Annotated in this window: 13 protein-coding genes; 5 read left to right on the top strand and 8 right to left on the bottom strand. The window is 54.5% G+C overall.

Translation table 11 applies throughout. From position 1 onward, the window contains the following. Positions 1 to 68: 68 nt before the first annotated feature. The 3 genes from ACMHXE_RS15995 to ACMHXE_RS16005 are packed head-to-tail and all read right to left on the bottom strand — an operon-like array spanning position 69 to position 3682. Positions 69 to 1796, bottom strand: a complete 1728-nt coding sequence (locus tag ACMHXE_RS15995) for a polyamine aminopropyltransferase (RefSeq protein ID WP_101052651.1) — start codon at positions 1794 to 1796, stop codon at positions 69 to 71. Positions 1797 to 1800: 4 nt separating this feature from the next. Next, entirely contained in the window at positions 1801 to 2700 is a 900-nt protein-coding gene (locus tag ACMHXE_RS16000) for a DUF350 domain-containing protein (protein ID WP_101052649.1), read from the bottom strand. Between the two features lie 31 nt (positions 2701 to 2731). Beyond that, positions 2732 to 3682, bottom strand: a complete 951-nt coding sequence (locus tag ACMHXE_RS16005; RefSeq protein WP_101052646.1) for a hypothetical protein — start codon at positions 3680 to 3682, stop codon at positions 2732 to 2734. A gap of 234 nt (positions 3683 to 3916) precedes the next feature. Between ACMHXE_RS16005 and glnE the strand changes: the two genes are divergently transcribed. Next, positions 3917 to 6769 carry a bifunctional [glutamate--ammonia ligase]-adenylyl-L-tyrosine phosphorylase/[glutamate--ammonia-ligase] adenylyltransferase gene (glnE, locus tag ACMHXE_RS16010; protein ID WP_101052644.1) on the top strand — a complete coding sequence of 951 codons (2853 nt, stop codon included), beginning with the start codon at positions 3917 to 3919 and terminating at the stop codon, positions 6767 to 6769. A 63-nt stretch (positions 6770 to 6832) separates the two neighbouring features. Here the strand turns inward: glnE and zapE are convergent, their stop codons facing one another. After that, complete coding sequence (gene zapE / locus ACMHXE_RS16015; protein ID WP_071237745.1) at positions 6833 to 7951, bottom strand: cell division protein ZapE; 1119 nt, start codon at positions 7949 to 7951, stop codon at positions 6833 to 6835. 182 nt (positions 7952 to 8133) lie between these two features. On the opposite strand from zapE, the gene ACMHXE_RS16020 reads away from it, so the two are divergent. Both ACMHXE_RS16020 and ACMHXE_RS16025 read left to right on the top strand, forming a co-directional pair. After that, a complete protein-coding gene (locus ACMHXE_RS16020) occupies positions 8134 to 8475 on the top strand; it encodes an FKBP-type peptidyl-prolyl cis-trans isomerase (protein WP_025890081.1) in 342 nt (113 codons plus the stop codon). Between the two features lie 100 nt (positions 8476 to 8575). Next, positions 8576 to 9397 carry a M14 family metallocarboxypeptidase gene (locus ACMHXE_RS16025; RefSeq protein WP_025890080.1) on the top strand — a complete coding sequence of 274 codons (822 nt, stop codon included), beginning with the start codon at positions 8576 to 8578 and terminating at the stop codon, positions 9395 to 9397. Between the two features lie 68 nt (positions 9398 to 9465). On the opposite strand, the gene ACMHXE_RS16030 is transcribed toward ACMHXE_RS16025, so the two are convergent. The 3 genes from ACMHXE_RS16030 to ACMHXE_RS16040 form a co-directional block, all read right to left on the bottom strand. Continuing rightward, a complete protein-coding gene (locus ACMHXE_RS16030) occupies positions 9466 to 10380 on the bottom strand; it encodes a L,D-transpeptidase family protein (RefSeq protein ID WP_025890079.1) in 915 nt (304 codons plus the stop codon). Positions 10381 to 10491: 111 nt separating this feature from the next. Further along, on the bottom strand, positions 10492 to 12012 hold the full coding sequence (gene norR, locus ACMHXE_RS16035) for a nitric oxide reductase transcriptional regulator NorR (protein WP_101052642.1): 1521 nt from the start codon (positions 12010 to 12012) through the stop codon (positions 10492 to 10494). A gap of 85 nt (positions 12013 to 12097) precedes the next feature. Further along, positions 12098 to 14371, bottom strand: coding sequence for a nitric-oxide reductase large subunit (locus tag ACMHXE_RS16040; protein ID WP_101052639.1), 2274 nt, complete (start codon positions 14369 to 14371; stop codon positions 12098 to 12100). Between the two features lie 514 nt (positions 14372 to 14885). Between ACMHXE_RS16040 and ACMHXE_RS16045 the strand changes: the two genes are divergently transcribed. Then, a complete protein-coding gene (locus ACMHXE_RS16045; protein WP_101052637.1) occupies positions 14886 to 16610 on the top strand; it encodes a potassium/proton antiporter in 1725 nt (574 codons plus the stop codon). Between the two features lie 57 nt (positions 16611 to 16667). On the opposite strand, the gene lpxL is transcribed toward ACMHXE_RS16045, so the two are convergent. Continuing rightward, positions 16668 to 17591, bottom strand: coding sequence for an LpxL/LpxP family Kdo(2)-lipid IV(A) lauroyl/palmitoleoyl acyltransferase (gene lpxL, locus ACMHXE_RS16050; RefSeq protein WP_101052635.1), 924 nt, complete (start codon positions 17589 to 17591; stop codon positions 16668 to 16670). Between the two features lie 106 nt (positions 17592 to 17697). On the opposite strand from lpxL, the gene hldE reads away from it, so the two are divergent. After that, entirely contained in the window at positions 17698 to 19128 is a 1431-nt protein-coding gene (hldE, locus tag ACMHXE_RS16055; RefSeq protein WP_101052633.1) for a bifunctional D-glycero-beta-D-manno-heptose-7-phosphate kinase/D-glycero-beta-D-manno-heptose 1-phosphate adenylyltransferase HldE, read from the top strand. Positions 19129 to 19239 lie beyond the last annotated feature (111 nt).

The following is a 19239-nucleotide window of genomic DNA, read 5'->3' on the forward strand; positions in this document are numbered from 1 at the left end:
TTGACATATTATGTCTGCGTTTAAAGATAACATCGAGACATAATATGTCAAGCGTTATCTTTGCCTGTTTAAAAGGTTGCTACACCCTGTTCATCTGTCCATGCCTGCAGGTGGTAGTAATACAGCTGCAGTGAGCCTATGGTGTTGGGCTGAACTTGGTCCATCTTAGTGTAAAACTGTTTCGGAAACTCGAAGGCGCCGCGAATAAGTCCGGGCGTCAACCAGTCATCCTCTACCGGCAGTTGCTGCATCTGCTGCAGCCGGCTCTTGGCGTCCTGGCCATTGAGTGTCCCTATGGTCCAGCCCCATTCGCCAAAGCTGGGCACATTGTGGTGATACTGATTCACCTTGAATCCCGCCAGCGCAAGGGTCTTGCCTACAGAGATAAAGGCCTTGGTCGCATGGTAAGGCGAGGTGGACTGTATACTGATGGCTCCATCCGCGCTCAAAAGTTCCCTGAGTTTTTTATAAAACAGGTCTGAATAGAGCTTATTGAGATCCGGATGGGAGGGATCAGGCAGATCCACTATGATGGCATCGTATTTATCGCCGCGGGCCAGCAAGCGGTCGACACCGTTAAAGGCATCGTCGAAAACCGTTTCCACCCTGGGATCGGCAAAGGCGTTGCCGTTGAGGCCGAGCAATGCTGTCCTGAGATCTTCCGGTACGTCAGCCCCGGGTTCTTTGAATAGCTTGACCATCTCGGCATCGAGATCCACCAGAGTGACCTGCTTGGGTTGCCATTTCAGTACCTGCTTCAAGCCCAATCCATCACCGCCGCCTATGATCAACACCTTGTCGTGACGGGCGCTTGCCGCCAGAGTCGGATGTACCAGGAAGGCGTGATAGATATGTTCATCACTGGAGGAGAACTGCAACCTGCCATTGATATAGAGGGAGTAAACAGGTGGCAGATGGTTACCCATCAGGCGTTTGGTCAGGGTCAGTTGCTGAAACCGGGTAGCCTTGGCATAGACCACCTTGTCTTTATACAGGAGGTTGTTGAACCCTTGCTCCCAAGTCGGCCCCTTAATGGCCAGCATCAGCAGCACTCCTGTGGCCAGTACGTGTGCCGCCAGTAACCAGTTGGCGGCGCGGATCCTGTCCCTGAAGCGGATAATAAAGATAAATCCGGCCAAGAGGTTAAAGGCGGCGGTCATGGCGGCAGCCAGCTGGATATCCAGCGCCAGCATAAAGCCGACCCAAAGCGCGGCGCCGACACCTGCGCCTATATAGTCGGCGCCATAAATGGTGCCGGCATTGTGCAGCAGGTGTTCTTCGGAAAGAGCCTGACGCACCCTGGCAATGAGCGGGATCTCCATCCCTATCATTAAACCGAGTAACACACCCCAGAAATAGGGCAGGTAGCGGGACAACTCCTGAAAACGGCCGATAAAGCCACCCTGAGGCAGATGATCCGGCGGTAGTCCCAGGGTTCGTCCTATCAGTTCCGGCAGCTCGTGGCCAAAACCGATGACAGCTGCGGTGATCAGAATCGCCAGAGAGCCCAGCAAGGCGACAGTCAATTCCAATACTGCAAAGCCACTGAAGGCGCACTTTATCTTGCGGGCGGCAAAGGCCCCCAAGCCCATGGAGACTATCATCAAGCCTATCATGGTGTAGATGGCCGCCTCGAGGGCGCCCAAAATGCGCCCGGCATAATGGGAAAGCAGGTATTCGTATATCAGACCACAGGCCGCCAGTACCCCCATGATCCCTAAAAGCAGGGCATCATCAAGGGCACCCAAGTGGCGTCTGTTGGGCTCTTGGGTGTTGGCGTTACTACTTAGTGCCACGGGATCAGGCCATCAAAGCGGTGAGGATCAGCGCAACCGCTATGCTGATCGCCATTTCAACTGCGGCCAAGCCTATGTTGTGCTGCTTCTCCACCTCATCGGCGAGGTCAATTTTTGCCAGCACCAGGAGTTTGACCAAGGGCAGCAACAGGCTCAGTACCACCAACATAATGAAGGAGAACACCAGCCAGCCAAGGGCGTTGGTGACATAGGCTTCAGGGCTGAAGACGATAAAGTGACTGGCGGCATTGAAGCTCAGCGCCATGGCTATCATCGCCCCGGCATGACGTATCGCCAGGGCGGTATTTCCCTGCGCCAGCGCCTGCTGCATTGAGCTGTCCTGATTGCGGGCGGCGTAGCGATTCTCTCTGAGGCGGGTCAGCAACACCAGCATCAATTGAGAAATAGCGAAGGCGCTGAGGATGGCAATAAAGGTATCCAGGGTCAGATCTTCGGCCCATAGCAGCACGGCGCGGATAATAATCGCAGTGGCGATAGCGGCCGAGGCATCGACTATCGCAACCGACACATTGCCTTTGAGTACCAGGGCGTTCTTGTCGATATTATTCAAGGCGATTTTATCGTGCAAAAAGCGCCCCAGTTTGATTAGCACTAGACCAAACAGGCCGTAGGCGCTCATGCCAATGGCTTCCTGCAGATAACTGTGAGCGGCGGCGCCGGTAATGGCGCCTGTCAGCACTATACCCAGTGCCGCCACAGCGCCGGCGGTGCTGATGCCGAAGGCGAAGTTGTCTCTGACCGCCAGCTCTTCACTGCTGTTTACCCGAATACTCCAGCCCTGCAGGTAGCGGGTCAGAGTGAGCAGTACCACGGCGATAGAAAGGTCGATGGCGAGTATGACGGCCAGTTCCTGAGTGATGCCGAATTCCTGAAATAGAGTCATGTTCATTCCTTAAGTTGTGATCCTGGCTGAGTTATTTGCCCCGGCTGACACCACGGCTGGTGCGACTGCCAGAATTACGGAAACTGCTGTCTTTAGAGTAGTTTGAGCGAAACTTGCTGGCCGATTGCCCACTGCTGGATGGCTTGGGTGCCGCGCTGCTCTGACGAGAGAGGGCGCTGGAGCCGGAGCGGGACTTGGCATAAGGGCTGTCAAAGCGTTTGCCTTGAGAGTCGAAACGTTTTTTGGTGCGCTCATAGACCTGAGTTTGGGCCTTGGCCTGCTTGGGGGAGGTATAGCGATAGCGGCCCACATCATTGTAGTAGCTGTAATCCCTGCCTCTGGACCAGTTGTCATAATAAACCGGCCTGTGGAACAGGTTGGAAAACATGGAGTACATGCCATACCAGGCCCAAAAGGACATGCCGTTGGAATCGGTTTGCCACTGGCCATAGGCGGGGTTACCCACCAACTGGCTGCCGGCACCAAAGTCTTCCGAGTCATTGGCCAGGGTTGAAGCCTCGCGGCTGATGGCGTTGACCCTGGCGAGTTTGCCCTCTGACATATCGGCAATCACATTGACGGGATCTGACAGCATGTCGTTGAACAGGCTTGAGTCCAGCGCTTGATAGAGGTTGTTTTCCTCTTCCAACTGTTGGTCAAGATTAACAAAGTTGCTCGCCACCTTGGCGTCTTTCACCCTGCTTTCCAGTGACTTGTACAGTGGTCCTTTACTGGTGGCATCCAGTGTCAGTTGCTCCACCAGCGGTTGTAATTCCGGCCGCTGCTGCGCCAGAATTTGACCATACTGTTTGAGTAAGATGCCATTGCGCAGCTGGTCTTTGTCCAGCATCTGGCCGAGTTTTTCCAGACGTTGGTCATTCAGCTGTTGCAACTGGGCAATCTGCTCTGGTCTATCGTCACCGCAGGCTGTCAGTGATAACAGCATCAGCAGACTGAGAATACGGATCAGCATTCCTGCCATGTTTTCTCCATTATGATAAGCACTTGAGACTGGCAAACGGTGCTAAAACCTCTGGTCCCGTAGGCCGTCAGTGCAAGTTGGTGTAATCTGTGCACAGAGTATCACCCACAAGAATTGGGGTGAAGTCAGAATCACAGGCATCGACTTGGTAACCCCCATGTCGAGCAGAGATACGTGCAGCAAAATGACATAATATGTCTAAATAGTCTTCAATACAATCGAACAGGGATAACTATGGAATTGGGGTGTGACAGTCAAAAGCCGTTTTCCGAGTTGCTGTGCCGGCAGGCCGGTAAGCATTGGCATCTGCTGGTGGAGCGCTGGCCTGAGGTGGTCACTGAGCTCAGCCTCATCGAGCAGCAGGAGGTGCAGCGGGTTATGGGCCTGAGTGATTATGTTGCCACTCAGCTGTGCCGCCACCCAGAATGGATTGCCCCCTTCTTTAGCGGCCAGCTCACTCGCCTGGATAGACAAGACTTTGCCGACGAAATCCAATCCCTGCTCGACCCTGTCACCCAGGAAGAAACCGCCAAATCAGTGCTGCGAAACTATCGCAACCGGCAAATGGTACGTCTCGCCTGGCGCGACTTCATGGGTTATAGCCCGCTGCAGGAGTCACTGCTTGATCTCTCTGTATTGGCAGAGGCACTTATAATTGGCGCCAGAGACTGGCTCTATCGCGAAATGTGCCAGAGTCTGGGAACCCCCTGTGACTGCGACGGCAAGCCACAACCTTTGATGATCCTGGGGATGGGCAAGCTGGGCGGTCGCGAGCTGAACTTCTCCTCGGATATCGATTTGATCTTTACCTTCCCGGAACACGGTGAGACCCAGGGCGGTCGGCGCAGCCTGGATAACCAGCAGTTCTTTATCCGCATGGGGCAACGCCTGGTCAATCTGCTGGGGCAAGTCACAGTCGATGGTTTCGTGTTCCGGGTCGACATGCGTTTGCGTCCCTATGGCGAGAGTGGCCCGTTGGTGGTCAGCTACAGCGCCCTTGAGGATTATTATCAGGAGCAGGGGCGTGACTGGGAGCGTTACGCCATGGTCAAAGCCCGCGCGCTTGGTCCCTGGACTCAATACTCTGACGAACTTCACGACCTGCTACGCCCCTTTGTTTACCGGCGTTATATCGACTTTTCCGCCATAGATTCCTTAAGGCGGATGAAGCGCCTGATTGCCCAGGAAGTGCGGCGGCGCCAGCTCAAGGACAACATCAAACTCGGTGCCGGCGGTATCCGCGAAGTGGAGTTCGTGGTGCAGAGTTTTCAGCTTATCCGCGGCGGCCGGGAGCCGGCGCTGCGCAGTCAAAGCCTGTTCGATGCCATAGATACCCTCTTTAGTTTGGGACAACTTGAGTACCTGGCGGTAGATGAACTCAAGCAGAGTTATCTGCTGCTGCGCCGGGTAGAAAACCTGTTGCAGGCCATAGGGGATAAACAGACCCAGACCCTGCCGGATAACGGCCTGGATTGGCATCGTCTCTGTTTTGCGTTGGAGATGGCCAATGAAGCTGAGCTGCGCAGTGAGATTGAGGCTGCGATGTTCAAGATTCATCGCCATTTTCGCGATACTGTCGGCGGTGATGAAGATAATGAGGAGCAAAGCGATAGCTGGGCCTGCCAGCTCTGGGTCTGTGACAGCGAGGAAGACATACAATCGCTGCTGGCCGAGCGAGGCATAGAAGACAATGAACTCTGGAGCAGTCTGGCTCATTGGCGCGAGACGGTATCACGCCGGGCCATAGGCCCGAGAGGGCGGGATACCCTGGATAAGCTGATGCCGAAAATGCTTGAGGAGCTGACGCTGCAGCCCAATCCCGGCAAGGCATTCAAGCCGGTAACCGGCGTACTGGAGCAGATCCTGACCCGTACCACTTATCTTGAACTTCTGTGTGAAAACCCTGGCGCCCGCCAACAATTGGTGAGCCTGTGTTGTGCCAGTCCCTGGATTGCCCAGCAGTTGGCGAAATTCCCCATGTTGCTGGATGAACTGATCGATCCGGCGCAGCTTTATGACACCACCTCTCTGGATGACTACGGCAGTGAACTGCGCCAATACCTGCTGCGGGTTCCGGAAGAGGATATGGAGCAGCAGATGGAGGCGCTTAGGCAGTTTAAACTGTCGCAACAGTTGAAAATTGCCGCCGCGGATGTCACCGGGGTCTTACCTATCATGCAGGTCAGCGATCACCTGACTTTTCTTGCCGAGGCCATCATAGAGCAAGTGGTGCAACAGGCCTGGCAGCAAATGACAGAGCGCCACGGCGTGCCGCCTGGCCTGGCTGACGGCGAGATAGGTTTTGCCGTCGTCGGCTATGGCAAGCTGGGGGGCATTGAGCTGGGCTACGGCTCGGATCTCGACCTGGTGTTTCTGCACAATGCCAAGGGTGGCTCGACTGACGGTGACAAGCCGTTGGATGTAGGGCACTTCTATCTCAAACTGGCGCAGCGGATATTACACCTGTTTTCCACCCGCACCATGTCGGGCGAGCTTTACGAGGTAGACATGCGCCTGCGACCATCGGGCGCCTCCGGGCTCTTGGTCAGTGAAATTGGTCGTTTCGGTGAATATCAGCAGCAGGAGGCCTGGACCTGGGAACATCAGGCTTTGGTTCGTGCCCGCTTTGTCTTCGGTGATAACGCCCTGGCGCAGGAATTTCAGGCGGTGCGTGACAGTGTGCTGAGCCAAGCAAGAGACAGGAAAAAACTGGCCAGCGAAGTGCGCGAGATGCGCCTTAAGATGCGCGACCATCTGCTCAAAGCGCCACAGGGAATGTTCGATCTTAAACAAAGCGTTGGCGGTATCGCCGATATTGAGTTTATCGCTCAGTATCTGGTGCTGGCCCATGCCCATAAGCACCCCGAGTTGTGTATCTGGTCTGATAATGTGCGGATTTTTGAGGTGTTGGCCGAGCTTGAGCTGCTGCCCTTGATGTCGGCGCAGCATCTGACCCAGGCCTATTGCATGCTGAGGGATGAAAACCACAGGTTGACTCTGGCCGGTTTGCCTGGGCTGGTGGCACAGGAAAAAGTGGCGGAGCAGGCCGAACGGGTCAGCAACATCTATGAGCTTATTTTGGGGTAAGAGTTATTTATGGCTGATGGGCAGGCTCGGATACAAGAGGTTGATGCCATCTTTATTCGACTTTCAATAACCTGCCCTTGGCTTGCCGGGAGTTCGCTGCAACATTTCGCTTAAGCGGCTGTAGGTGCGGCGAAACTCGAAGCTGAGGGCGCCGCCCTGATAAAGCTGCTCCAGTGGTACTTGGGCATGTAGCACCAGTTGTTTACCCCTGTCATAAAACTCATCTATCAGGGCGATAAAGCGCCGGGCGGCATCATCCTCTGGCGCATAACTGAGTTTTCTATCGCCTGTGCTGACGGCTTCGGCAGCATCTTCGGTGCCGCGGGCGCGGATCCAGCCGCGGCGCTCACCGCCAAGCCTGGGCACATGGCTCAGCAGCAGAGTATCCAGTGTTTCGGCCAGCTCCATATAATCCAGAGTGGATCTCGGCCCTTCGCAGAGCTGATCGAAGCGAAACCAGGCCAGGGATTGTGTGGCTTCCATGGCTTGGAAAAAAAGCGGTCTGCCCATGATGCTGAGTTGCCCTGGGCCCGAGGCGTTTTTTGAAAACCACTGGCTGAAGTCAGGTTCATTGCCAAGCTGCAGCAGGGGAAGTGCCGCCTGGGCATGGGGCGCGCCTTTGGTGAGGCGATGGTCCCGCTCGCCATTGAGGTGCAGCGATTCCATCTTCTGTTGCAACAAGTCGATAGTCGGTAAAAAGCGCTCTCGCTGCAGGCCGTTTTCATAGAGGCGCTCGATTGGCGTATTGGAAGTGCTGACCAGCATAACGCCACGGTTAAACAGGCCTTCGAGTAAACGTCCGAGAATAATGGCATCGCCGATATCCGAGACGAAAAACTCATCGAAGCATAACAGGCGGCATTCTTTGGCCAGTGTGGCGGCAATCTGATCCAAAGGCTCACGGGTGCCGCTGATGCGGTTCAGATCTCTGTGAACCCTGGCCATAAAGTGATGAAAATGCAGTCTGAGCTTGGGTTGCCCCTCGACGGCATTGAAAAAGAGATCCATCAACATGGTCTTGCCGCGGCCGACATCCCCCCACAGGTAGAGCCCGGGGACTTTGTTTCCCTGACCGAGCGCCTGAAAACGCTTATCAAGCGCTGCCAGCGCAGGCAACTGGGCGGGGTCTTGCTGCCAAGGGCCTTGGGCATAGCGTTCAGAGGGGGAAATTGTGTGCTTCATTCTGGACGTCTCATCCTGTGACTGTTATTTAAGTGCCATAAGTGCCGCGGGCGGCCAGTATAGCAAGGGCTTGAGCCTGAAGGAAAAGTGCCTGCCATGCCGCTTCATCTATTCATGGAATAGTGTTCAGTTCCTTTTACGGATAAGATGCGCCTTTTGAGCCATAGGTTGAGGAACAAGCCATGACGGCAGAATTGGCAATCATAGATATTGAGGAAGGTCAGGGCAAAGCCGCGGTGAAAGGAGCGCTTATCACGGCTCACTACCGAGGTTGGTTGAGTGACGGTACTCAATTTGATTCTTCCTGGGATAAGGGGCGTCCCTTTCAGTGTGTCATTGGCACAGGGCGGGTGATCAAGGGCTGGGATCTGGGCTTGATGGGAATGAAGGTCGGTGGCAAACGCCGACTCAAGGTTCCGGCACATCTGGCTTATGGTGAACGCCAGGTTGGGGCGCTGATCAAGCCGAATTCGGATCTTGAATTTGAAATTGAACTGCTGGAAGTCCTGACCCGCGACGATTGAGTCCAGGGCTTTTGAGCGCTATTGGCTCAGATGGATTTTGTTTTTATATAAAGCTGATATTATAGCTTTGCCCTTCATTCATCTGAGTCATAAAAGCACTATGAGCCGTTCCCCCTTCGCATCTTTTCAATGGCATTCAGACATTTTTGCCTGCGACAGTACGGATATCGAACATTTCTATGCCCAACTGCAACAGGAAGTTGACCGTCTGCAGCTGGGTCGCAAGAAGCTGGGCGAAATAGGTGATTATCCACTGGAGCTGTATCAGTCGCCCTCAGCGACGGCGGAGCTGCCTTCTGTGTTGATCAGTGCCGGATTCCACGGTGAAGAGGCTGCCGGCCCTTGGGGTATGCTGCATTTCCTCAGTGAACTGCAACAGGATATTTTCGAGCGAATTAATCTAAGCTTGTTGCCTTTGGTCAACCCCACTGGCTTTGCCAAGGGGCACAGATTCAATAAGTTCGGTGAAAACCCCAACCGGGGGTTTTTACAGCCCAAAGAGGGCGAAGCCAGTTCACCTTCGGTTGAAGGCAAGCTGCTGCTGGAATATGGCCAACTGCTGCAGGGCGCCAGCCGCGAAGGCATATTGACCTGTCATGAAGATGTGTTGCAGCAGCACACCTATATCTATTCTTTTGAGCCCAGACAATCACCCGGCCAGTTCAGTTTGCAGCTGCGTGATACTCTGGGGCGTTTCTTTGATATTGCCGCCGATGGCGATATCGATGGCTGTCCGGTGCAAGACGGGGTCATCTTCAACCACTTTGATACTTCGTTCGAGGCCTGGCTGGTTCGCACCGGTGCCAAGGTGGGTGTTTGCAGTGAAACGCCGGCAACCCAGAATCTGGATCAGCGAATTCTGGCCAACAGCGCCGTGATGCACGCCTTTGTGCAGCAGCAGTTGGCTCCCATCAAGGGGTAACAGCCAAAAGCGATACCGCTCAAAAGCAAGACCCCAGCCTAAGCTGGGGTCTTGCTTTTGAAAGGCTTTCAGGGGTTGAGGCGGGTAGGGATACCGCTTCTGTCATCCAACAGGCGTTTGAGCACGGTGGAGTCGGTGTCGGCATGGGCGATAAAGCGGCTGATGGCCGGGGTCATCTTCAATACCACAGGTGCGGTGGATTCAAACTCGGCCTCGGTGCGCGACAGCGGCTGATGCACTTCCAGATAGCGACCTCCATCCGGCTCCAGGCTGGCCTTTATCGGCTGATTGACAAACTGTACCCGGGTGCCGTTGGGCACAGTATTGAACAAATGTTCGATATCCTGATTGCGCAGGCGGACACAACCTTGGCTGACACGCAGGCCGATACCGAAGCTGGCATTGGTGCCGTGAATGGCATACAGGTTACCGATATAAAGTGCATATAAGCCCATGGGGTTATCCGGGCCTGCAGGCCATACCTTGGGCAGGGTGATACCGTTGGCGGCATATTCCTTGCGGATCCTGGCCGTTGGGGTCCAGGTGGGGTTGGCACGTTTGCGATAAACCTTGGTCACCCAGTTTTCCGGGGTATCCCGGCCTATCTGACCTATGCCTATGGGTAAGACCTGTACCGTATTGCTGTCTTTGGGATAGTAGTAGAGGCGCATTTCGGCCACGTTGATCACTATCCCTTTACGAGGGGCATCCGGCAGGATCAGCTTGTGAGGGATCAGTAATGTGCTGCGTGGCTTGGGAAGAAAAGGGTCGACCCCTGGGTTGGCCTCGGTCATGTTGGTTAGTCCCAGTTGATATTCGTCGGCAACACTCTCCAGTGTGCGCTTGTCATCTGGCACCACATAATACTGGTTGTCACCGACGATACTGCTGCCTTCGGGCGGCAGAGGATATTCAACGGCCTGCGACAGGCAGGCGGGAAGCAACAGGCCCAGTAACAGGGCGAGGCGGGGAATTCTTGTCATAGGATATTTTTCTTCATTAAACGCTGTCAGTCGCCCTGGTTTCAGGCATCAGAGTCGAGCAGGCATCCTTACCTTTTCCGGCGCAGATTTCAACAGATTGCGGCAAAAAAACTATTTCAGTTGTAGGCGTTTTGCCAGTCGATGCAGGTTGCCAGGGTCGACGCCCAACTCGCGGGCACTGGCGGCCCAGTTGTATTGATGCCGCTCCAGCACACTGCGCAGCAGCTGTCTTTGGAACTCCTCTGTGGCTTGCTTGAGTGTGATGGCTTCTGCAGGCGCTGTTGTGTCCAGCTGGCGCGACAGCGCACTTGGAGAGGGGGTCTTTGACTGCAACTCACCCAGTTGCAACTGGCATTGGTTATGGTCACTGGCGGCGCGCGCCAACACGCTGGCGCGGTGCAACAGGTGTTCCAGTTCCCTGACGTTGCCAGGCCAGTCGTTGGCCAGCAGCCAGGCTTCCGATTCGGCGGACAGACTCAGGCGCTCCAGCCCCAGCTTGCTGCGGCAACGTTCAAGAAAATGCCCGGCAAGCAGCAGTATGTCGCGACCCCTTTCTCTCAGTGGCGGTACAAGTAGCGGGAAAACACTCAGCCTGTGGTAGAGATCGGCGCGAAAGCGGCCTTCAACCACCTCGGTTTTGAGATCCTTATTGGTGGCGGCGATAACCCGCACATCCACTGTCAGGCTTCTGTCTTCGCCAACCCGTTGCAGATCGCCGTATTGCAGCACCCTGAGTAACTTGGCCTGCAGCGGCAGGCTGAGCTCGCCTATCTCGTCGAGAAACAAAGTCCCCTTGTCGGCCAATTCAAACTTACCGGCGCGATTGCTGATGGCGCCGGTAAAGGCGCCTTTGACATGACCGAAGAGTTCACTCTCGGCGACCGACTCGGGCAGGGCGGCGCAGTTGAGGTACACCAGAGCCTTGTTGCCTCTGGGCGAGGCGGCGTGTACTGCCTTGGCAACCAGCTCCTTACCCGTGCCGGTTTCACCGAGGATCAACACGTTCAGGTCGCTGGGAGCGACCACGGCAATTTCCCGCTTCAGCGCCAACATCAGCGGGCTTTCCCCCAGAAGTTCACTGTGGCCGGTTTCCGGCAATGGTTGACTCTGGCTCTGTAGCGACAGGCTTTCCAACTTATCCAGCAGCAGGGCATTGCCGAGGGAGGCGGCGGCGATGGCGCTCAGGCTTCGCAACTCTTCATCGCTGAAATCGTCGAACTGGCAAGGGTCCAGACCATCTATGGTCAAGGCGCCTATCAGCTGTTCCTTGTCCAGCAGCGGCAGGCCGATACAGGCATGCACCTTGAGCTTATCTGTGTGGGCGGCTATCAGGCCATCGTAGGGATCCGGCAATTGGCTGTCTGCCGGAAAGCGCACCAGATCGCCGGCGCGGGCGATGGCCTCCAGTCTCGGGTGCTCTGTGATGTTGAAGCTGCGACCGAGTACATCGGCCCTGAGGCCGTCGATTGCCAGTGGGATAAAGCGATTGCCCTGAAATCGCAGCAGAGCGGCGGCATCACAATGGAGATTGTCCCGTACTGTCGCCAGCAGGCGACTGAATCTGTCGCTGTTTGGCAAACCTGAGGTGATATCCAGCGCGATACGGGTAAGATCGGAATGGCTGAGTGGCATAAGCTGACCTGAATAGAATCCCTGGGGTGAGTCTACCCCAGGGACAGCGGAATGTCATTTTGACATTATTTTTCAGTGCGAGTGGCTAGTGACTGGTAGCAATGGCCAAGCGTTTGGCCTTGACCGCCTGTCGCAACAATCCCAAGAGGAAGGCGCCCAGCAATAAACCGCCGACGGAGAAGATGATGTCACCAAACATCCGCATCCATACCAGGCGTTCTACCAGCGGGCTGTGGATCACCTCTGCCGAGCGGGCAAACCAGTAGCCATGATCCAGCACGGCGAAGAACTGCACTATGCCCACCGGCAGCAATGACAGGAACAACATGGCGGCCAGCCCCAGATTCAGGCTCCAGAATGCCCCCTTGAGCCACTTGTCTTCCCAGCGCAGTTTACCGGCAAGTCCCGACAGGCAGAACAACATCAGGCCTATCCCCAGCATGCCGTAGACTCCCATAAAGGCGCCGTGGGCGTGGGTGGCCGTGGTATTCAGCCCTTGAATGTAATAGAGGGCAATCGGTGGATTGATCAGGAAGCCCAGTACACCGGCGCCCACCAGATTCCAGAAAGCGGTGGCAACAAAGAACATGATGGCCCAGTGATAGCGTTGCATCCAGGGAGCGGCCCGGCGCAGGCGATAGCTTTCTACCGCTTCAAAACCGATAAGGGCCAGAGGCACCACTTCCAGCGCCGAGAAGATAGCGCCCCAGGCGATGACCGAAGTGGGTGTGCCGGTGAAATAGAGGTGATGCAGTGTGCCTATCAGGCCCCCGGTCAGGAAGATCAGGGTAGAGAAGAGTACCGCACTATTGGCACTGCGGGCACGGATCAGGCCAAGACGCACAAACATCAGGGCGATAACCGAGGTAGCAAAGGTTTCAAAGAAGCCTTCAACCCACAGATGTACTACCCACCAACGCCAGTATTCGGCGATGGCAAGGTTAGTGTGCTTGCCCATAAACAGCCCGGCACCATAGAAGAGGCCGATGGCAACACAGGAGGCATAGAGCACCCAGAGCACAGGTTTTAGCTCAGACTCCTGTTTCAGGGCGGGCAACATGGCGCGGCTCACCAGCGCCAGCCAGATCATCAATCCGGCCAACAGCAGCAGTTGCCACACCCGGCCGAGATCTATGTATTCATATCCCTGGTGACCGAAGAGGAAGTTGTTGTCCAGTGAGAAATATTGCTGTACCCCCAGCCATTCACCGGCCATGGAGCCCAGCACCACTACCAGCAGAGCGACCCACAATAGGTTGACACCGAAGCGTTGATATTTGGGCTCGTGGCCGGAAAGCGCCGGCGCGATATAGAGTCCGGTACCGAGCCAGGCCGTCGCTATCCAGAATACAGCCAGTTGAGTATGCCAGGTGCGGGTCACTGAATAGGGCAGGATCTCACTCAAGGGAAAACCGTAAAACTCCTGGCCTTCAACCGCATAGTGCGCCGTGACGCCACCTAGCAGTATCTGCAGCAGAAATAGGCCGATAGCGGTAATGAAATATTTACCTGTGGCCTTTTGTGACGGTGTGGGTTTGTGTCTGAACAGGGGATCTTTTGTGGCGGGAGCCGGCAGGGCTTCATGTTTGCCGGCTGCGTGATACCAAACCAGGGCACCGATACCGGCCAGCAGAGTCACTATGCTCAGAATCGACCAGACGATATTGTCTGAGGTCGGTGTGTTACCCAGTTGCGGATCGTAGGGCCAATTGTTGGTGTAGGTGTAATTGGCATCCGGGCGTTCGGTCACTGCGGCCCAAGCGCCCCAAAACAGGAAGGCATTGAGCTGTTGACGGCGCTCGGCAGATCCTATGGTATTGGTTTTCATCGCATAGGCTTCCCGTAGCTCATTCAACGCGGGATCGTCACCGAACAAAGATTGATAGTGCTGACTCACTTGCGCCATGGCGGCGATACGGGTGTCGGAAAGCATTACCCGTGTGTGACCTCTCTCGTCTGTAGTGACAGTGTTATGGCGCAAATCATCCCTTAAAGCTTGCTCCAATGCGGCCTGAGTACTCTTGTCCAGGCTATTGAAAGGTTTGTTGTATGTCTCCTTGGCGCGAATATCCAGCCAGGCTTCGGCCTCACGGTGTAGCCAGTCTGCAGTCCAATCCGGAGCCACATAAGCACCATGGCCCCAGACGGAGCCAAGTTGATGCCCGCCCATGGAGCGCCAAACCAACTGCCCTTGTTCTATATCCTTGCCGCTGAAAACCACTTGGCCCTGGCTGTCGCTATAGGTATCGGCAATCGGTGGTTTTTCCCGATAGATTTCACTGCCGATACTGAGAAGCACAGTGAAAGAAGCGACCAACACAAGTAACAGTGCGATCAGGGTGAATTTTTGTCTGCTCATTGGCATCCCTCTGACAAAGTCTATTTGATAGGTTTCCTTCCATAGAGCAGCTAACGTGCCAACTTTTATTCTTGTTTTTAATCAGTGTATTACTTATTTGTGTGCTTTTGATACTGTCATTTTGATTGTGTTTAATGTGTCCTTTTAACATTAATTGTTGTCATTGTGACACTGACTGTTTACCAGAAAGCTATAACTGATATCTTGACGAGAATTCTTGGATTTCAAATTCTTTAGTTAATTGAAAAAATAGGTTTTTTTTCATTAATTTGAGTTTATGTTTCTTTGGGTGCGCATTTGATGTTTTATGGGTAAATATTCTATTTTTTAATGGGTTACCTGGCTTCTTTTTCTGGTTTTTTTCGCTAAAAGCAAAAATAAGTCAACTGTTTCTACTGAAAAATAACCCTAATTAATGATATAATCCCGCCTGTAACCCACGTGTTTTCCGGAGTCTCGTTAGAGCCAGGTTTCTCTTTTATTAGCTTCCCCGCATTTTCAACTGGAGGGTCATTTGAACGCAGATATCATCAACAGCTTTTTCCTTGTCGGGGCCTTGCTTGTCGCAGTCAGCGTACTGCTCAGCCCAGTATCGTCGCGACTCGGTATTCCTATTTTGGTGGTATTTCTCGCTGTGGGTATCTTTGCCGGTGAAGATGGTCCCGGCGGCATAGTATTCAACGACTATTCAGTTGCTTATTTGGTTAGTAACCTGGCGCTGGCGGTTATTCTGCTTGATGGTGGCATGCGTACCCGGGTTGCCAGTTTCAGGGTGGCATTGTGGCCGGCCTTGTCCTTGGCCACTTTTGGGGTGGCGTTAACCACCACGCTGACAGGTTTGTTGGCTGCCTGGCTGTTCGATCTCAACTTACTTCAGGGCATGTTGGTGGGGGCTATTGTCGGCTCGACCGATGCTGCGGCGGTATTTAGCCTGCTGAAAGGCAAAAACGTGAATGAGCGTGTCGGTTCGACACTGGAAATTGAATCTGGCTGTAACGACCCCATGGCCGTGTTTTTGACCGTGACTCTGATTGCCATTCTTGGCAGCAGTGGCGATGAACTCTCGGGCAGCTATCTGGCACTGAGCTTTATCAAACAGTTTGGCCTTGGCGGGATCCTCGGTGTCGGCGGCGGTTGGCTACTGTGGCAGGTTATCAATCGCAATCAATTGCCCGAAGGCCTCTACTCCATTTTGGTGCTAAGTGGCGGACTGATGATCTTCGCCATCTCTAATGCCCTGGGAGGCAGTGGTATTCTGTCTATCTATCTGGTGGGACTGTTTCTCGGTAATAAGGCGACCCGTGGCAAACACTCGATTCTCAACGTGCTCGATGGTATGACTTGGCTCAGTCAGATAGGCATGTTCCTGGTACTGGGACTCTTGCTGACGCCATCGGATCTGAAAGATATCGCCTTACCGGGTTTGGCACTGGCCTTTGGGATGATCTTTCTGGCGCGGCCGATTGCGGTTTGGCTCAGTTTGCTACCGTTTCGCAGCTTCCATGATAGAGACAGATGGTTTATCTCCTGGGTTGGGCTGCGCGGCGCAGTACCCATTATTCTCGCGGTATTTCCCATGATGGCGGGGCTGCCACAGGCGCAGCTTTACTTCAACCTGGCCTTCTTCGTGGTGATGGTTTCCTTGCTGCTGCAGGGCAGTACCTTGTCCAAGGCGGCGCAACTGGCCAAGGTGGAGTTGCCCCCCAAACCGGCACCTATTTCCCGCGCCGGGGTGGAAATTTATCCCACCAGTGAATGGGAGATATTTGTCTATCGCCTCAGTGAAAACAAATGGTGTATCGGTGAACCTCTGAGGCGCCTTGCCATGCCGGCGGGAACCCGGATTGCCGCCGTATTTCGCAATAACGAACTGTTGCACCCTTCGGGGAGTACCAGGCTGATGGCCGATGATATTCTTTGTGTGCTGGGGCAAGAGGACGATTTGGAGCCTCTGAGTCAGCTGTTCAGTGAGGCGCCAGAAAAACGCGAGGCGCCCCGCTTCTTTGGTGACTTCTTTATTTCTGTGGATGTGATGCTGGCCGACATGGCACCAATTTACGGCATGCAGCTGGAACCCGAATATGAGCAGCTGCGGGTTGCCGACTTACTGCAGCAGCAACTTGGCAGTCACCCTGTGGTGGGGGATCAATTCCTCTGGCAAGGGCTGGACTGGATAGTCGCCGAGGTGCAGGAAGGGACAGTCAGCCGGGTTGGTTTGAGATTGCCCTCTGAAGACTGAAAAAAGCGAAGAACGAAGAAATGCCGACCTTGAGTCGGCATTTTTACGGCTACTTTCTCAATAGAGTGAGGGATCGCTCTCATTGGGGCGGGTCTTGAACCTGCGATGCAGCCACATGTACTGCGCCGGATTACGGCTGATCAACTGCTCGACAATGCCGTTACCGCGTTTGGCGTCTTCCACCTCATTTTCGCCGGGGAAGTTATCCAGCGGCGCCTGTATCTCTATGTTGTAACCCGTATCGTCGGCGTTACGCTCGACAAAGAAGGGCAGCACTTTGGCTTTACCCAGTTTGGCCAAGGTGGTGCCGCCGGTAATGGTGGCGGCATCGGGAACGGCGAATAAGGGGATAAAGACGGCACTGGAGCGGCCAAAGTCCTGATCTGCTGTATACCAGATGACATCAGGGTTACGCAGGCAACGCACCATCTGCCTGAGATCCCGCTTGGGAACCAGCGCTTTGTTTGAACGCAAACGGCCCTTTACCTGCAGGTATTCCATTACAGGGTTGTTATGGGGGCGGTACACACCAACCCCGGGCTGAAATTGGCCGAATATTCTTGCGCCCATCTCCAGCGGCAAGCAGTGAACCGCAAACAGAATAACCCCCTGACCGGCTGCCAGTGTCTGCTCTACATGCTCCTGACCCTTTATCTGCATGTGCTTTTGCACCTTGTCATTGTTCCACCACCAGGCATTGATGGTATCGAAAATCGCCTTGCCTGTTTCCTGGAAATTACGTCTTAGCAGCGTCTCTCGCTCGGCCTCACTCATTTGTGGAAAACACAGCTCAAGGTTACGCCTGGCGGTGTTGACCCGGCTTCCGGCCAGCTTCATTGCCAGAAGGCCAAAGGTGCTGCCAAGCTTCATTTGCCATTTAAGTGGCAGCAGGAGAGTCAGCCTGGCCAGGCCGACAGCAAACCACAGCAACCAGAATTTAGGATGATACAAGTGAGTGGAAAATTGCGCTTTCTCTACCAAAACGATAAACCCGTTTACTGGAAAAATTACCGCATATTCTAACCCAATTTATTGTGAAAATTAGGTACAATTAGGGTTTATTTGGCCCGAAGAAGACAAGTTCGTTATGAAGGTAACTCTGCCCCCATTTGAAAAAGCCAAGGTTCTGGTCATTGGTGATGTAATGCTTGACCGATACTGGGGTGGCTCAACCGGTCGCATTTCACCCGAGGCGCCTGTACCTGTGGTGCGAATCAATCAGATAGAGGATAGGCCCGGCGGTGCTGCCAACGTGGCACTAAATATCGCGGCGCTGGGCGGTTCGGTGCAACTGGCCGGTATTGTCGGTGCCGATGAGGCCGCAGCTGCCCTGCATATGGGCATCAGCACCTTAGGCGTGGAACCCAAGTGGCTGACAGTCGAAAACAAACCCACGATCACTAAGCTGCGAGTGCTGAGCTGCAATCAACAGCTTATCCGCTTGGATTTTGAAGAGACCTTTGCCCGGGAACAGAGCCAGGCGTTATTGGCGCAGAGCGAGGCCTTGCTGGATGATTGCAAGGTACTGGTATTGTCTGACTACGCTAAAGGGGCCATCGACCAACCTCAGGCCTTTATTGCCAAGGCCAGAGCCAAGGGGATCTGTGTCTTGGTGGATCCCAAGGGCAGTGATTTCGGTCGTTATGCCGGAGCCAGCCTGATCACCCCCAATATGAATGAGTTTGAGGCTGTAGTGGGCACTGTCAGCTCTGAGGCCGATCTGGTGGCCAAGGCGCAGGCCTTGATTAGTGAGCATCAACTGGGGGCGATTCTGGTGACTCGTTCGGAGAAGGGCATGACACTTATCACCAGTGAAGGAGATGAGTTGCATATCCCGACTATGGCCAGGGAAGTTTATGATGTGACCGGTGCCGGAGATACAGTGATCTCGGCGCTTGCCACAGCTTTGGCTGCAGGCAGCGACCTGCCGCAAGCTTGCGCCATTGCCAATAGCGCCGCCGGTGTGGTGGTTGGCAAGCTGGGGACTTCCACCGTCAGTCGTATTGAACTCATCGAGGCCCTGGCTCAGCATCAGGGAGAGTCGGGCTTTGGGGTGGTCAGCGAAGATCAACTGCTGTACGCCATTCAGCAAGCCAAGCTCAGAGGTGAGCGGGTGGTGATGACCAATGGTTGCTTTGACATACTCCATGCCGGGCACGTCAGTTACCTTAAAGAAGCCAGGGCCTTGGGTGATAGATTGATAGTAGCGGTTAATGACGACGCTTCGGTAAAACGGCTCAAGGGTGAAGGACGTCCGGTCAATAGTCTTGAGCGGCGAATGGCAGTACTGGCGGGGCTGGCTTCTGTCGATTGGGTGGTGCCTTTCAGCGAAGATACGCCGCAGCGGGTGATCGCCAGATTGTTGCCGGATCTCCTGGTCAAGGGGGGCGACTACCGGGTAGAAGAGATTGCCGGCGGTGAAGAAGTGATCGCTGCCGGTGGCAGTGTTAAGGTGCTGGGATTCGAAGATGGTATCTCCACCACTGCCATTATTCAGAATATTATGACCAAGTCCTGATGTTGATGGCGGCGTTGCTATCGGGAAGCTTGTTTTGGACCGATGTGGGTCCGAAACAGGCTTTGATATGTCCGCCATCTGAATTACCTCAGTGTTTGCAGCAACTCCCCG

Origin of the sequence: Shewanella sp. BJSY2023SW007 (assembly GCF_047314525.1) — a bacterium.
GTDB classification, from domain to species: domain Bacteria; phylum Pseudomonadota; class Gammaproteobacteria; order Enterobacterales; family Shewanellaceae; genus Shewanella; species Shewanella chilikensis.

Bases quoted from the DNA above. Each gene is read 5' to 3' on its own strand.
- norR (WP_101052642.1), bottom strand. From the start codon at position 12,012: ATGCCACTCAGCCATTCCGATCTTACCCGTATCGCGCTGGATATCACC.
- ACMHXE_RS16005 (WP_101052646.1), bottom strand. From the start codon at position 3,682: ATGGCAGGAATGCTGATCCGTATTCTCAGTCTGCTGATGCTGTTATCA.
- ACMHXE_RS16025 (WP_025890080.1), top strand. From the start codon at position 8,576: ATGAGCCGTTCCCCCTTCGCATCTTTTCAATGGCATTCAGACATTTTT.
- zapE (WP_071237745.1), bottom strand. From the start codon at position 7,951: ATGAAGCACACAATTTCCCCCTCTGAACGCTATGCCCAAGGCCCTTGG.
- ACMHXE_RS16000 (WP_101052649.1), bottom strand. From the start codon at position 2,700: ATGACTCTATTTCAGGAATTCGGCATCACTCAGGAACTGGCCGTCATA.
- ACMHXE_RS16020 (WP_025890081.1), top strand. From the start codon at position 8,134: ATGACGGCAGAATTGGCAATCATAGATATTGAGGAAGGTCAGGGCAAA.
- ACMHXE_RS16030 (WP_025890079.1), bottom strand. From the start codon at position 10,380: ATGACAAGAATTCCCCGCCTCGCCCTGTTACTGGGCCTGTTGCTTCCC.
- glnE (WP_101052644.1), top strand. From the start codon at position 3,917: ATGGAATTGGGGTGTGACAGTCAAAAGCCGTTTTCCGAGTTGCTGTGC.
- hldE (WP_101052633.1), top strand. From the start codon at position 17,698: ATGAAGGTAACTCTGCCCCCATTTGAAAAAGCCAAGGTTCTGGTCATT.
- ACMHXE_RS16040 (WP_101052639.1), bottom strand. From the start codon at position 14,371: ATGAGCAGACAAAAATTCACCCTGATCGCACTGTTACTTGTGTTGGTC.